This window comes from Enterobacter cloacae complex sp. HYC003_NIDB (assembly GCF_056673375.1).
This window is the reverse complement of sequence record NZ_CP114220.1, coordinates 2,601,850-2,619,537: the sequence shown is the minus strand read 5'-3', so window position 1 is coordinate 2,619,537 and position 17,688 is coordinate 2,601,850. Positions and strand designations below refer to the sequence as shown.

Below are 17,688 nucleotides of genomic sequence, written 5' to 3'. Positions count from 1 at the left end.
TGGAGCAGGGAAGCGTCTTAAGCGATGCGCCGTGGGGCTGGATTGCCGGTGCGGCGTTAGGGGGCGGTGCGATCGGCGCACTGCTGGCTCACGGCGGCGATGGCGAAACCAAAACCAGGGTTATTGATAATACAAAAGAAGTCGAAAGCGCCACGCCGACATTTTTGCTCACGGACAACGCGGGTGACAAGCAGGGCGTGCTGAGTGCAAAAGAGATCACGGATGACAACACCCCCACCTTCAGCGGTACCGGGCAGCCGGGCGCGACCATTCAGGTTAAAGACGGCAACGGCAGCACCATCGCCAGCACCATGGTTGCGAAGGACGGCACCTGGACGGTAACACTCCCGACCCAGGCGGACGGGGAACATACCTGGTCCGTCGTACAGATCGACGGCAGTAAAACGACCTCTGCGGGCAGTATTACCGTAACCGTTTCTACAGCGGATACCAGCGTGACGCTCGCCACCACAGCGGGCGATAACGTGATCAACGCCAGCGAGCAGTCCGCTGGCTTTACGCTGTCCGGCACCAGCAAAAACCTGGCGCAGGGAACGGCGCTTACCGTCACGCTCAACGGTAAAACCTATACCGCAGAAGTGGGGGCAAACGGCGCATGGAGCGTGAAGGTGCCTGCTGCCGACGCACAGGCGCTGGGCGATGGTACCTGGACGGTCAACGTCAGCGGTAAAGACGCGGCGGGCAACACCGTGTCCGGCAGCCAGACGATTGGCGTCGATACCGCCTCGCCAGTGATCTCTGTCGACACGATCGCCCAGGACAACATCATCAACGCGGCTGAACATAATCAGCCGCTGACGCTGACCGGGAAAACCGATGCGGAAGCGGGCCAGATTGTGACGGTCACGCTGAACGGCAAAAATCACACGGCGACCGTGGGCAGCGACGGCAGCTGGTCCGTTACGCTTCCGGCCAGTGAAGTACAGGCGCTGGCTAACGGCGAGCACACCCTGACGGTAAACGTCAGCGACAAAGCGGGTAACGGGTCTTCCGTCACCGCCGATTTCACGGTCGATACCGCAGCTCCAGTGGTCACTATCAACACCGTCGCGGGCGACGACATTCTGAACACCAGCGAGCAGGGGCAGGCGCAGATTATTTCCGGCCAGGCGAACGGCGCGGCGGAGGGCGACATTGTCACCGTGACCGTTGGCGGCAAGACCTTTACCGGTGCCGTCCAGGCGGACGGCAGCTGGAGCGTCGGCGTGCCTGCCTCCGTCATTGGCGCGCTGGGGGAAGGTAGCCACAGCATTTCGGTCTCCGTGACCGATGCGGCGGGCAACACCGGCAGCGCGACGCACGGCATTACGCTGAGCGGCAACCCGCCGGAATTTACCCTTGACCCCATCAGCCAGGATAACGTCCTGAATGCGCAGGAGGCCATGCAGCCCCTGAGCCTGAGCGGGACCAGTAATCTGCCGAACGGCAGCGCTGTCACCGTGACGCTGAACAACGTTAACTATCAGGCCACCGTTGAGAACGGTCGCTGGTCCGTTCAGGTGCCGGTTTCCGACGTGCTGGATCTGGCGAATACCCTTTACACCGTCAGCGTCAGCGGCACCGACAGCGTGGGTAACAGCGGCTCCGCCGAGGCGAATCTGCTGGTAGACACCGTGCTGCCGCAGGTGATCGTCAACACCTTTGCCGGGGATAACCTGGTCAATAACGCCGAAGCGGCGGTTGACCAAACCCTCAGTGGACGCGTCACCGGCGCGGCGGCGGGCGATACCGTCTCTGTCACCGTGGGCGGCAAGAGCTACACCGCGACGGTTGGCAGCGACCTCAAATGGAGCGTGACGATCCCATCGGCCGACCTCCAGGCGTTTGGCGACGGCGATTTAACCTTCAGCGCCTCTGTCACCAATGCGCACGGCAATACCGGCACCGGCGAACGTGATATCAACATCAACGCCGAACTGCCGGGCCTGCGCGTGAACACGATCTCTGGCGATGACGTGATTAACGCCATCGAGCAGCAGCAGGATCTGGCCGTAACCGGCTCCAGCACTCATCTGGCCGAAGGCACACAGATCACCGTTACCATCAATAATGTCGAATACGTCACCACGGTTAACGCCAGCGGCAACTGGCAGATTGGCGTGCCGGCGGCGGACCTTCAGGCATGGACGGCGGGAGGCATGACCGTCAGCGTCAGCGCGGAAGATGCCTGGGGCAACACCGTGGCGGCTGAACACCCGATCGAGCTTGACCTGAATGCGGTGGCCGTCACCATCGATACCGTAACCACTGACGATATGCTCAACGCGGCGGAAAAAGGCGCGGATGTCACGCTTTCTGGTCAGACGCAGGGCGTGGAGGCCGGGCAGACCGTGGTGGTGAAATTCGCGGATCAAACCTTTACTGCACAGGTGCAGCAGGACGGCTCCTGGCGCCTGACCGTTCCGGCGAGCGCGATGGAAACGCTGATCGACGGGCGTGCGCAGGTGAGCGTCAGCGTGACTAACGTCAACGGCAACAGCGCGGACGCCTCACGCGTGGTGATCGTCGATACGCAGCCGCCAGCCATTACGCTTGATAACCTGACCGACGACAACATCATTAATGCGGCAGAAGCGCAGCAGGATCTGGTGCTCAGCGGCAGCACAACCGCTGAAGCGGGCCAGACGGTCACCGTGACGCTGAACGGTAAATCTTACCAGACCACGGTACAGGCGGACGGTCGCTGGCAGCTGAACGTGCCTGCCGCCGACGTAGGCGCGCTGACCGATGGCAATGTCACCGTGACGGCCACCGTCAGTGACGTGGCGGGCAACAGCAGCAGCGCGGACCGCGTTGGGCTGGTGGATGCCACCGTGCCGCAGGTAACCATCAACGATTTCGTCACCGACACCAACACCGTTAACCAGCTGGCCCATGCTCAGGCGCAGATCCTGAGCGGCTCCGTCACCGGCGCGGCGGCGGGCGATTTGGTCACCATCACCATCAATAACGTGGACTACACCACCGTGGTGGATGCGGCAGGCAACTGGAGCCTCGGCCTGCCTGCGTCCGTCGTTCAGGGGCTGACGGACGGCACCTGGACCATTAACGTCTCCGTGACCGACCAATCCGGCAACACCGGCAGCAGTTCAGTGGATGTGGTGGTCAATACTGTGACGCCCGTTATCGGTATTAACACGCTGGCCGCGGATGACGTGATCAATGCGGCAGAGAAGGGCGAAGATCTGCTGCTTTCCGGTACCAGCAACCAGCCGGAAGGAACCACCATCACCGTTAATCTGAACGGTATCAACTACACCGCCACCACCGACGCCAGCGGCAACTGGAGCGTTACCGTCCCCGCCTCTGCGGTGAGCGCGCTGGGTGAAGCCAATTACACCGTGACGGCGAGCGTCACCGATAATGTGGGCAACAGCGCCGCTGCCACGCACGATGTGCTGGTGGACAGCTCGCTGCCGGTGGTCACCATCAACACCCTCGCGGGCGACAATATCGTCAACGCGGCGGAAGTGGCCGCAGGGCAAACCCTGACCGGAAAGGTTTCTAACGCGGCATCGGGCGATACCGTCACGATTATCCTCGGCGGGCAGACATACACGGCCACCGTACAGGACGATCTCACCTGGAGCCTGCCGTTAACCCAGAGTCAGTTAACCGCGCTCGGCAACGGCGACCTGACCGTATCGGCCAGCGTGACGAACGCGCACGGCAATACCGGATCGTCTTCCCTGGATGTCACCATTGACGCGCAGCTGCCCGGCCTGCGCATTGATACCGTCGCCGGTGACGACGTCATTAACGTTATTGAACACGCGCAGAACCTGGTTATCTCCGGCACCAGCACCGACCTGGCGGCGGGTAGCACCGTCACCGTGACCATCAACGGCAAGAGTTATTCCGCCTCGGTACTGGCGGATGGCACCTGGCAGGCTGCGGTTCCGGCTGCCGATGTCTCCCGGTGGGCGGACGGGTCGCTCACCATCAGCGCCAGCGCGCAGGATACCTCCGGCAACCCGGTGAATATCGGTACCGTTGTGGATGTCGATCTCGCCCCGGTGGCGATAAGCATCAACAGCGTGACGGACGACAACGTGCTTAACGCGGCAGAAAAAGGCCAGGATCTGGTGCTGTCCGGCTCCTCCTCGAACGTTGAAGCGGGCCAGACCGTTACCATTATCTTTGCGGGTAAAACCTGGACCACGACGGTCGATGCCAACGGCGACTGGACCTGCACCGTACCGGCTGCCGATCTGAGCGGCCTGAAGGACGGCGACGCCAGCGTACAGGTCAGCGTCACCAACGTGAACGGCAACGCGGCCTCTTCCTCGCAGGCATTCAGCGTCGATACCGCCGCGCCAGCGGTCACCATCAACACCATCAGCGGCGACAACATGCTGAATGCGGCAGAGGCGGCGCAGGATCTGACCCTGAGCGGGACGTCTACTGCCGAAGCAGGCCAGACGGTCACCGTGACCTTCAACGGCAATCAGTACACCGCCCAGGTGCAGGCGAACGGCAGCTGGACGCTGGACGTTCCGGCGGCGGATCTGGCGGGGATCGCCGACGGCAGCGCGGCGGTCACGGTGACCGTGTCCGATAAAGCGGGCAACCCGGCCAGCGCGGGGGCGTCCGTGCTGGTCGACACTACCGTGCCGCAGATTATCTTCAACATTGTGGCGGGCGACGACATTGTTAATATTGCCGAGCACGGCCAGGCGCTGATTGTCACCGGCAAGGTGACGGGCGCGCAGGCGGGCGATGTGATTACCCTGACCCTGAACGGGAAAGACTACACCGCGATGCTGGATGCGTCCGGCAACTGGAGCGTGGGCGTTCCGGCGACGGACGTGGGCGCGCTGGCTAACGGCGATCAGACGATCTCCGCGACACTCACCGATAAAGCGGGCAACAGCACCAGCGCGACGCACGCGTTTGACGTCTCCCTGACCGCGCCGGTGATTGCCATCAATACCCTGGCGGTTGACGACGTGATCAACGCGACCGAAAAAGGCCAGGACCTGTTGATCTCCGGCACCAGCAACCAGCCGGACGGGACCCGCATCACCGTAACCCTGAACGGTATCAGTTACGCCGCCACCACCGATGCCAGCGGTAACTGGAGCGTCACCGTTCCGGCGGCAAACGTCTCGGTACTGGGCGAAGCAAGCTACAGCGTGACGGCCAGCGTGACCGATACCGCGGGTAATAGCGCGAATACCAGCCATAGCGTGCTGGTCGACAGCGCGCTGCCGCAGGTCACCATTAATGCGGTTGCCACCGACGACGTGATTAACGCGGCGGAAGTGGCTTCCGGACAAACCCTGAGCGGGAAAGTGAGCGGCGCGGCGAGCGGTGACACTGTCACGATCGGTATCGGGGGCAACACCTATACCGCGACGGTTCAGGACGACCTGAGCTGGTCGGTTAACGTGGCGTCTGACGTCTTAACCGCTATCGGTAACGGCGATCTGACCGTAACAGCGAGCGTGACCAACGGCCACGGCAACACCGGCACCGGCGAACGCGACATCACGATTGATGCCAGCCTGCCGGGCCTGCGCGTGGATACCGTAGCAGGCGACGATGTGATCAACAGCATCGAACATGGTCAAAACCTGATTATCACCGGCTCCAGCGACGGGCTGGCGAGCGGATCGGCGCTGACGGTCACCGTCAACGGCAAAACCTACGCGGCAACCGTGCTGGCGGACGGCACCTGGACGGCGGCTATTCCGGCGGCGGACGTCGGCGCGCTGAGCGCAGGCACGATCACCGTGACCGTTGACGGCCAGAGCGCGGCGGGTAACCCGGTTTCCATCAGCCACGACGTGAAAGTGGATCTGGCGGCAGTCGCCATCAGCATTAATCCGATTGCCTCTGACGACGTAATCAACGCGGCTGAGAAAGGCGCGGACCTGGTGCTGTCTGGCTCGACCACCAACGTGGAAGAAAACCAGACCGTTACCATCACCTTCGGCGGCAAGTTGTACACCGCGACGGTGGATGCCAGCGGCAACTGGACGGCGACCGTACCGTCTGCCGATTTGGGCGGACTCAAAGACGGCGACGCCAGCGTGCAGGTCAGCGTCACCAACGTGAACGGCAACAGCGCCTCGGCGGGCCGCGAATACAACGTGGACGCCACCGCGCCGACGGTGTCCATCGAGATCGTCAGCGACAACAACATCATCAACGCGGCCGAAGCGCAGCAGGATCTGGTCGTTAACGGTGTCTCCAACGCCGAAGCGGGCCAGACCGTGACCGTGACGCTGAACGGCGTGGACTACACCACCACCGTACAGGCGAACGGCAGCTGGAGCGTCACCGTACCGTCTGCGGATATCGGCGCGATTACCGACGGCGATTACACCATCACGGCAGCCGTCGCGGATAAGGCGGGTAACCCGGCCTCGGCGGACCGCGATGTGCTGGTGGATACCACGGTGCCACAGCTGACCATTAACACCGTTTCCGACGACGACGTGATCAACAGCGCCGAGCACGCGCAGGCGCTGATTGTCACCGGTTCCGTGACCGGTGCGGCGGCGGGCGACGTGGTGACCGTCACCATCAATAACAAAGATTACACCGCGACCCTGGACACTTCCGGCAGGTGGAGCGTGGGCGTGCCTGCGGCGGACGTGAGTGCCCTGGCCGCCGGGGATTACACCATCACCGCGGCGCTGACCGATAAAGCCGGAAACAGCAACAGCACAACGCACGAGGTTGAAGTCAACCTCACCGCGCCGGTGCTGACCATTGACACCGTGTCCGGTGACGATGTGATCAACAGCAGCGAGAAAACGCAGGATCTGACCATCACAGGTACGGCTTCCGGGCTGGCAGCGGGCGCGGTGGTCACCGTGATGCTCAACGGCAAAGCGTACAGCGCCACGGTGGACACCAATGGCCAATGGACCACAACCGTTCCGGCGAGCGAGGTGGGGCAACTGGGTGAAGCGCTTTACACCGTGTCGGCCTCCGCGACGGACAGCGTCGGCAACAGCTCCAGCACCTCGCACACCGTGAACGTGGAATCCGTGCTGCCTGGCGTCATCATCAACACCGTGGCGGGCGACGACGTGATCAACGCAGCGGAGCTGGCAACCGGCCAGACCATTAGCGGCACAGTGGTGAATGCCGAAGCGGGCAACACCGTGACTGTGTCTGTTGGCGGCCACAGCTACACCGCAACGGTACAGGACAATCTCACCTGGTCCGTCAGCGTACCGGATTCTGTGCTCACCGCGCTGGGCAATGGCGATCTGACCGTGACCGCCAGCGTCACGAACGGCGTGGGCAACAGCGGCAGCGGCGAGCGCGATATCACTATCGATGCGAATCTGCCGGGCCTGCGCGTGGACACCGTAGCGGGCGATGACGTGATTAACAGCATCGAACACGGGCAGAATCTGATTATCACGGGTTCAAGCGACGGCCTGACGGCGGGCACAGCGCTGACCGTCACCGTAAACGGTAAAACCTATCCGGCTACCGTGCTGGCAGACGGCACCTGGAGCGCGGCGATCCCTTCTGCGGACGTGAGTGCCCTTGCCGCAGGCACGGTCACCGTGAACGTTGAAGGCCAGAGCAGCGCGGGCAATCCGGTGACTATCAACCATGATGTGACGGTGGATCTGGCAAACGTCGCCATCAGCATTGACGCCATCGCTTCCGATGACGTGATCAACGCCGCCGAGAGGGGGGCGGATCTGGTGCTCTCCGGCACCACCTCGAACGTCGAAGAAAACCAGATCGTCACCATCACCTTCGGCGGCAAGAACTACACCGCCACGGTGGACGCTGAGGGTAAATGGACCGCCACGGTGCCGACTGCGGATCTGACCGGTCTGAAAGACGGCGACGCCAGCGTGCAGGTAAGCGTCACCAACGTGAACGGCAACAGCGCGTCTGCGGGACGCGAGTACAGCGTGGATGCTACCGCGCCGTCCGTGACCATCAACACGATTGCCACCGACGATATCCTGAACGCCTCAGAAGCGCAGTCCGACCTGGCAACCTCTGGCACCAGCACCGCCGAAGCAGGCCAGACGGTGACCGTATCGCTGAACGGCAAAGATTACACCACAACCGTCAGCGCGAACGGCAGCTGGACGCTGAACGTGCCGGCAGCTGACCTTGCAGGATTAACCGACGGCAGCGTCACCGTGACCGCGGCCGTCAGCGACAAGGCGGGTAACCCGGCGTCGGTGGACCACACCCTGACGGTGGACGTCACCGTTCCGGCAGTGACCATCCACACCGTGGCAGGCGACGACGTGATTAACGTGGCTGAACACAATCAGGCGCAGATTATCAGCGGCTCCGCCACCGGCGCGGCGGCGGGCGATAAGGTCACCGTCACGATCGGCGGCCAGACTTATACCACCGTGCTGGATGCGGCGGGTAACTGGAGCGTGGGCGTTCCGGCCAGCGTCATTTCCGGCCTCAGCGACGGCAGCGTGACCGTCACTGCGTCAGTCACCGACGCGGCGGGCAATACCGGCAGCGGCACGCATAATGTGACCGTCGATACCGGTCTGCCGTCGGTCAGCTTCAACGCCATCAGCGATGACAACGTCCTGAACGCCGTTGAAAAAGGCCAGGATCTGAGCGTCAGCGGCACCAGCGCCAACCTGGCGGAAGGCACCGTGGTTACCGTGACCCTGAACGGTAAAAACTACACGGCGACAACTGCGGCAGACGGCACCTGGAGCCTGACGGTTCCGGCTGCGGATCTGGCCGGTCTCGGTCAGGCCAGTTACACCCTGAACGCGACGGCCACCAACGGCGTTGGCAACAGCGTGAGCAGTTCTGCGAACCTGCTTGTCGACACCGCGCTGCCAACCGTTACCATCAACACCGTGGCGGGGGACAACGTCATCAACGCGGCGGAAGTGGCGGCAGGCCAGACACTGAGCGGCACCGTGGCGAATGCCGAAGCGGGCAACACCGTGACCGTGACTATCGGCGGCCACAGCTACACCGCAACGGTGCAGAATAATCTGTCCTGGTCCGTCAACGTGCCGTCTGACGTGCTGACCGCACTCGGCAACGGCAGCCTGAGCGTGACGGCGACCGTCACCAACGGCCACGGCAACACCGGCACCGGCGAACGCGAGATCGCTATCGACGCTAACCTGCCGGGCCTGCGCGTGAATACCGTGGCGGGTGACGACGTGGTCAACACCATCGAGCACGCGCAGAACCTGATTGTTTCAGGCTCCAGCGACGGGCTGGCGCCGGGCACGGCGCTGACGGTTACCGTCAACGGTAAAGATTACGCGGCAACGGTACTGGCAGACGGCACCTGGAGCGCGGCGATCCCGTCCACCGACGTGAGCGCGTGGCCGGAAGGCACCGTGAAAATCAGCGTTACCGGTGACAGCGCGGCGGGTAATCCGATCACCATCAGCCACGACGTGACCGTGGATCTGGCTACCGTTGCCATCAGCATCAATGCGCTTGCCACCGACGACGTGATTAACGCGGCGGAGAAGGGCGCGGATCTGGTGCTGTCCGGTGTGACCACCAACGTGGAAGCCGGGCAGACCGTGACCATCAGTCTGAACGGCAGGATCTACACCACCACCGTGGACGACAGCGGCAACTGGACTTATACCGTGCCGTCAGCGGATCTGGCTGGCCTGAAGGATGGCGACGCCAGCGTGCAGGTGAGCGTCACCAACGTGAACGGCAACAGCGCCTCGGCGGGCCGTGAGTACAGCGTGGATGCTACCGCGCCGTCCGTGACCATCAACACGATTGCCACCGACGATATCCTGAACGCCACGGAAGCTCAGTCAGACCTGGCAATCTCCGGCACCAGTACCGCCGAAGCAGGCCAGACGCTGACCGTATCGCTGAACGGCAAAGATTACACCACAACCGTCAGCGCGAACGGCAGCTGGACGCTGAACGTTCCGGCGGCGGATCTGGCAGGATTAACCGACGGCAGCGTGACGGTCACCGCCTCAGTCAGCGACAAGGCGGGTAACCCGGCGTCGGTTGACCACACCCTGACGGTGGACGTCACCGTACCTGCGGTGACCATCCACACCGTTGCAGGTGACGATGTGATTAACGTGGCTGAACACAATCAGGCGCAAATTATCAGCGGCTCCGCGACCGGCGCGGCGGCGGGCGACACCGTCACCGTCACCATCGGCGGCCAGTCGTACACCACCGTGCTGGATGCGGCGGGTAACTGGAGCGTGGGCGTTCCGGCGAATGTGATTTCAGGCCTCAGCGACGGCAGCGTGACCGTCACTGCGTCAGTCACCGACGCGGCGGGCAATACCGGCAGCGGCACGCATAATGTGACCGTCGATACCGGTCTGCCGTCGGTCAGCTTCAACGCCATCAGCGATGACAACGTCCTGAACGCGGTAGAAAAAGGGCAGGATCTGAGCGTCAACGGCACCAGCGCCAACCTGGCGGAAGGCACCGTGGTGACCGTGACCCTTAACGGTAAAAACTACGCGGCCACGACGGCGTCGGACGGTACCTGGAGCCTGACCGTTCCGGCAGCGGATCTGGCGGGTCTGGGCGAAGCGAACTATACCCTGAGCGCCGCCGCCACCAACGGCGTGGGCAATAGCGTCAGCAATACGGCGAACCTGCTGGTCGACACCGCGCTGCCGACCGTCACCATCAACACCGTGGCGGGCGACAACGTCATCAACGCGGCGGAAGTGGCCGCAGGCCAGACCATCAGCGGCAAAGTGGCGAACGCGGAAGCGGAAGCGGGCAACACGGTAACCGTGACTATCGGCGGCAACAGCTACACCGCAACGGTGCAGAGCGATCTCACATGGTCCGTGAACGTGCCGGAAACGGTCCTCACCGCGCTGGGCAACGGCGAGTTGACCGTGTCGGCGACCGTCACCAACGGCCACGGTAACACCGGCGCGGGCGAGCGCGAAATCGTTATAGACGCCAGCCTGCCGGGCCTGCGCGTGGATACCGTCGCGGGCGACGATGTGATTAACAGCATCGAGCATGGACAGAACCTGATTGTCACCGGCTCCAGCGACGGACTGGCGGCAGGCACTACGCTCACCGTGACCGTCAATGGCAAAACCTATGCGGCCTCCGTGCTGGCAGACGGTACCTGGAGCGCGGCGATCCCGGCAGCAGACGTCGGGGCCCTGGCTGCGGGCACGGTTACCGTGACCGTTGCAGGCCAGAGCGCGGCGGGCAATCCGGTCTCTATCAGCCACGACGTCACCGTCGATTTGGCAGCCGTGGCGATCAGCATTGATGCCATCGCCACCGACGACGTGATTAACGCGGCGGAGAAAGGTGCGGATCTGGTGCTTTCCGGCAGCACCTCCAATGTGGAAGAGAACCAGACCGTGACCATCACCTTTGGCGGCAAGTCTTACACCGCCAAAGTCGATGCCGACGGCAACTGGACGGCCACCGTGCCTTCCTCGGATCTTGCGGGTCTGAAAGACGGCGACGCCAGCGTGCAGGTGAGCGTGACCAATGTGAACGGCAACAGCGCGTCTGCGGGCCGGGAGTACAGCGTCGATGCCACGGCGCCAACCGTGACCATTGACACGGTAGCCGGCGACAACGTGATCAACGGCAGCGAAGCGGCTGCGGGCGTGGCCATTTCCGGCACCACCACGGCTGAAGTCGGTCAGACGGTAACCGTTAACCTCGGTGGAAACAGCTATACCGCACAGGTTCAGCAGGGCGGCGTCTGGAGCATTAACGTGCCGGCCGCCGATCTGTCCACTCTGGCGGATAACGGCTACACCGTGCAGGTGAGCGTGAGTGACGCCGCGGGTAACTCGGGCAGCGCGGGCAAAGCGATTACGCTCGATACCACGCCGCCGACCGTCAGCTTTAACGTCGTGGCGGGCGATGACGTCATCAACAGCGTTGAGCACGGGCAGGCGCAGGTCGTCAGCGGCACCGCAACCGGCGCCAGCGTCGGCGATAAGCTGGTCATCACGATAGGTTCGAACCAGTACACCACCACCGTTGACGCCAGTGGCAAATGGAGCGTGGGCGTTCCTGCCAGCGACATTTCTGCCCTGACCGACGGCACCGTGACCCTCAGCGCGACAATCACCGACAGCGCGGGCAACAGCAGCACCCAGACCCATGACGTGGTGGTAAATACCGCATCGGTCGCGCTGACCGTCAACACCCTCAGCGGCGATGACGTGATCAATGCGGCAGAAGCGGGGGCGTCGCTGGTCATCAACGGCTCCAGCGCGCAGTTCGCCAGCGGTACGCAGGTCACTATCACCCTGAATGGTAAGAGCTATACGGCCACTATCCAGAGCGATGGCTCCTGGGCAACCACCGTACCGGCCGCCGACGTGGGCACCCTGGCCGACGGCGCGAGCTACCAGGTTTCTGTTTCGGCGCAGGACAGCGCCGGGAACAGCGCCTCGGCGACGCACACCATCAGCGTGGACACCACCGCGCCGGTGATTAGCGTGAACACGTTGTCGGGCGACGATGTGCTGAATGCGGCGGAAGCCCAGCAGCCGCTCACCGTACACGGCTCTTCCAGCGCGGAAGCAGGCCAGACGGTGACCGTCACGCTGGGCGGGAAAACCTACACTGCGCTTGTGGCAAACGACGGCACCTGGACGCTCGACGTCCCGGCCGCCGATCTTGCCAACCTGAGCGAAGGCGCGCTGACGGTCACCGCGTCGGTGAACGACAAGGCGGGTAATAACGGCCAGACGACGCATACCTTAACGGTCGATACCGTCGCGCCAGCCGTGACCATCAGCACCGTGGCCGATGACGATATCGTCAACGACGCCGAGCAGCTGGCGGGACAGACCATCAGCGGGACCACCACCGCGGAGCAGGGCCAGACGGTGACCGTCTCCTTCAACGGCCACAGCTATCAGGCGACCGTGGCGGCGAATGGCTCCTGGTCCGTCTTCGTGCCGGGACGCGACTTCCTCGGACTGAGCGACGGGGATTACACCATTACGGCTACGGTGAGCGATAAGGCAGGTAACCCGGGCAGCGCAACGCACGACGTGACGCTGAACGGTGACGTGCCGACCATCGCCATTAACACCTTTGCGCAGGATGATATCGTCAACGCCGCCGAGCACGGCACGCCGCTGGTTATCAGCGGCACCACCGATGCGCCAACGGGCCAGACGGTGACCATTACGCTTAACGGTAAAACCTACACGGCTACCGTTCAAAATGACGGCACCTGGAGCTATACGGTCGGCAGCGCAGACGTGACCGCGCTGGCGGACGGCGGTTCGTACGTGATTAACGCGCAGGTGAGCAACGACATCGGCAACAGCGCCAGCGATAACCATACCGTTACCGTGGATCTCACCGCACCGTCGATGGGGATCAGCATTGATTCCCTGCAAAACGATACCGGCCTCAGCGCGAATGACTTCATCACCAACGACAGCCAGGTGGTGGTGAATGGTTCCCTGACCGCGCAGCTCGGCAATAACGAGAAGGCGCAGATCAGCCTTGACGGCGGTACCACCTGGATTGACCTGACCGTCACCGGCACCACCTGGCGCTACACCGATGGCCGTACCCTGACCGACGGTACGTACCAGTACCAGGTGCGCGTGATCGACAATGCAGGCAACGTTGGGGCAACGGACAGCCAGGACGTGGTAATCGATCTGACGAAGCCTGCGGCGGCGACTATTACCGTGGATTCCGTCTCGCAGGATACCGGCCTGTCCGACAGCGACTTTATTACCAGCGACAACCAGATCAGCCTGAAAGGGACGCTCGGCGCGGCCCTGGGCAGCGGCGACCACGCTCAGATCAGCCTCGACGGTGGCGCAACCTGGACTGACGTGAGCGTCAGCGGCCTGAGCTGGACCTACGTTGACGGCCGCACGCTGGCCGACGGAGACTACAACTATCAGCTGCGGGTGATTGACGACGCGGGGAATATCAGCGCCACTACCAGCCAGGTGGTGACCATTGATACCGTCGCGCCGGACGCCAGCAAAACGATCGCTATCGACAGCATCAGCGACGATACCGGCCTGAGCAGCAGCGACTTTATCACCAATGATACCTCCCTGACGCTGCACGGCTCGCTCGGCGCAACGCTGGCCGACGGCGAATATGCCCAGATCAGCATCGACGGCGGGGTCACCTGGCAGAACGTGATCGTCACTGGCAACAGCTGGTACTACGTGGACGGCCGCACGCTGGGTAACCAGACCTATGACTACTACGTTCGCGTAGTGGATGCGGCAGGCAACGTAGGTGCCAGCGCTCATCAGCAGGTGACGGTCGATACGGTCGCGCCGGATGCGGCGATTACGGTGACCGTGGATAACATCACCGTCGATACCGGCTTCGACAATAACGACTTCCTGACCAGTTCGACCTCGTACACGCTCAACGGGACGCTCGGGGCCGAACTCGGGGCGGGTGAGTATGTGCAGGTGAGCATGGATGGCGGCACCACCTGGGTTTACGCCACGGTAAGCGGCACCCGGTGGAGTTATAACGACACCCGCACCCTGGCCGACGGCGACTACCGCTATCAGGTGCGGGTTGTCGATCAGGCGGGCAACGTTGGGGCCACCACCACGCAGGACGTGACGGTGGATACCCAGGCGCCGCAGTACGGCATCACCATTGACAGCATCAGCGAAGATACCGGGCAGTCCGGGAGTGATTTCATCACCATGGACACCTCGCTGACGATCAACGGCTCGTTGGGCAGCGCGCTGGCCAGCGACGAGCGCGTACAGATCAGCCTCGACGGCGGTAATACCTGGATTGACACTACCGTCACTAACCAGCGCTGGAGCTATACGGATACCCGCGATCTGGCGGACGGGGATTACACCTACCAGGTGCGGATCATCGACCAGGCGGGCAACGTCGGCTCAACCTCTTCGCAGGTGGTAACGGTTGATACCACGCCGCCTGACACGGTGGGAACGGTGGTCAGCTATACCGACGGGGAAGGTGAACGTACAGGCACGTACGGCGCATCAGTCGCGACGGACGATACCTCGCCGCTGATCAACGGTACGCTTAACCGCGCTCCGGAAGATGGCGAAATCGTGCAGCTTTACCGGGACGGGATCTTGCTGGGTCAGGTCACGATGAACGGCAGCGCAAGCTGGTCCTATCAGGACAACGGCCTGCTCGACGGGAATCACACCTACATTCTGCGCGTCACCGACAAAGCCGGTAACTACACGGAATCGGATGGCTTTGTGCTGAACGTCGATACCAGCATCCCGACCACCACCGCGGCGATTACTGCCCAGACCACCTCGGATACCACGCCGATTGTCAGCGGTACGGTCTCCGCAGACCTGGTGAACGGTGAATATCTGGTGGTGACGGTGAACGGGAAAACCTACACCTCCCAGACCGGCGGTGCGGTGGTCGTCGACCCGGATCACAATACCTGGTATCTACAGATCCCGGACAGCGATGCCCTGAGTGTGGCGAGTTACGACGTAACCGCGCAGGTGAAGAGTAGCGCGGGCAACGGTAACACCACCGGTACGGCAACCGGTAGCCTGGTGATCGATACCACCTCGGTGAATACCGACTGGGCGACCACTGCGGGGAACAGCAACAACTCAACCATGACTCTCGGCATGAACAGCAGCGGGCTGTGGAATATCATTGCTAATGGACAGTCTTATTCCAGCAGCGATGATTCAACCTATGCCGGGAATACGTTAACTAACACCCGTAGCTACTATGTGGTGAGCCAGACGGCAGCTGACTTTGACCGTAACGGCACCCAGGATATCTTTGCGACGGAGAACACCTACGCGGGCTCTACGCAGGTGATGTGGACCTACGATGGCAGCAGCTACACCGCCAGCCAGCTGGCGATGGGAACCACCATCTGGTACGGCGGCGTAATTGCCTACGACAAAACCGGCGATGGCTATCTTGATCTGGCGTACGGCGATGCCGGTATGGACTCCCTGACCTACCTGGTGAATACCAACGGCGTTCTGTCGCCGGACGGCACCGGCGGGGAAGGTGGATTCTACGGCCAGTTCGATTCCGGGCGTGAAATCTCCGGCGTCGACCTGAACAACGACGGTACCGTGGACATCGTGCAGCACACCAACCGCAGCGGGGCGTACTCGCTCACCGTGATTAACAACAACGGGAACGGTACGCTTTCCATTGGCCAGAACCTGACCAACGTGTTTGTGGCCAACGCCTCGAATACCACCACGGCGGCCTCCATGACGTGGGCGGACTTTAACGGCGATGGCTACATGGATCTGTACCTCGGCAGCAGCTACAACAACAACGGCGGGGTGATTTACTACAACGACGGTACCGGGCAGCTTTCCACGACCAAAAGCGCGGTGGAAGCCTCTAACGCCACGGCGGGCTATCTGTCGGTGGCGGTAGACTGGAACGGTGACGGGCAGATGGACATCATCAAGCTCAGCACCTACGGCAGCTCACAGACGGCGACCCTGTTCACCAACAACGGCTACGGCTCAACCTGGACTTCAAGCCAGCTGGCTTCTGGGCTGGCCAACGTCACCGGTGTCGCCGCGGTGGACTACAACTGGGACGGTGCGCAGGATCTGCTGGTGTCTCAGCAGAACGGTAAGGTGGTGCTGGTGCAGAACAATGCGGAGATCGCTGACGGTACCGCGATGCATCTGCACATTGTCGATAGCGAAGGCATCAACGCGTACTACGGCAATACGGTCAATCTGTATAACGCTGCGGGCGTGCTGGTGGCCTCGCAGATCATCAACGCTCAGTCCGGCATTGGCTCGAACGATACCTCTGCGCTGGTGAGTTTCTACGGGCTGGATCCGAACGAAACCTACTCGGCGGAGATCGTGAAGATCACCAACGGCGTCTCGGATAACGTCACCTGGACCGGCCTGGACGCGGGCAACGGCAAAGAGGGTTATGTTCTCACCGCCGAAGCGGCCACCGGCGGCCACAGCGGAACCATCACCGGTACCGGGTATAACGACACCTTTATCGCAGAGGATGGGACCTATACCTATAACGGCTCCGGCGGCTGGAATACCCATTCCGACTACGACACCTGGAGCAATACCGGCGGCATGGACGTGGTGGATTATCGTAATGCCACCTCTGGGATAACCGTTGATTTGCGCCTCTCAACGGCGCAGGACACCGGATTCGGTACCACGCGGTTGTTGAATATTGAAGGGATTAACGGCTCCGACTATGACGACGTGATCACCGGCAACAGCGGTGATAACCAGTTCGAAGGCCGGGGCGGGAACGACACCTTCAACATCGGCAGCGGCGGTCACGATACGTTGCTCTATAAGCTGATCAACGCGTCTGACGCGACGGGCGGCAACGGTAGCGATGTGGTGAACGGCTTTACCGTCGGCACCTGGGAAGGGACGGCGGATACGGACCGTATCGATCTGCGCGACCTGCTTTCCGACAGCGGCTATACCGGCACCGGCTCGGCGAGCTACGTGAACGGCGTGGCGACGCTGGACAGCAGCGCGGGCAACATCGCCGACTACATCCGCGTTGTGCAAAACGGCAGCAACACCGAGATCCAGGTTGACCTGGACGGGACGGGCGGTCAGTTCACGCCCACCACGCTGGTAACGCTGAACGGCGTGCAGACGGATCTGGCGACGCTGTTGGCCAATCACCAACTGTTAATTGCGTAAAACAACGCCGCGGGGAGCGATCCTCGCGGCCTTTTGCGTTTCTTTA

1 protein-coding gene and 1 pseudogene are annotated in these 17,688 nt (G+C 62.4%); both read left to right on the top strand.

Translation table 11 applies throughout. The annotated features are described in order from the left end of the window. Positions 1-197 precede the first annotated feature (197 nt). Positions 198-980, top strand: a pseudogene (locus tag O1722_RS12415) (Ig-like domain-containing protein); the annotation flags it as partial. After that, positions 972-17,642, top strand: coding sequence for an Ig-like domain-containing protein (locus O1722_RS12410; RefSeq protein ID WP_479954639.1), 16,671 nt, complete (start codon positions 972-974; stop codon positions 17,640-17,642). The pseudogene O1722_RS12415 and the gene O1722_RS12410, both read left to right, overlap by 9 nt. Positions 17,643-17,688: the final 46 nt, after the last annotated feature.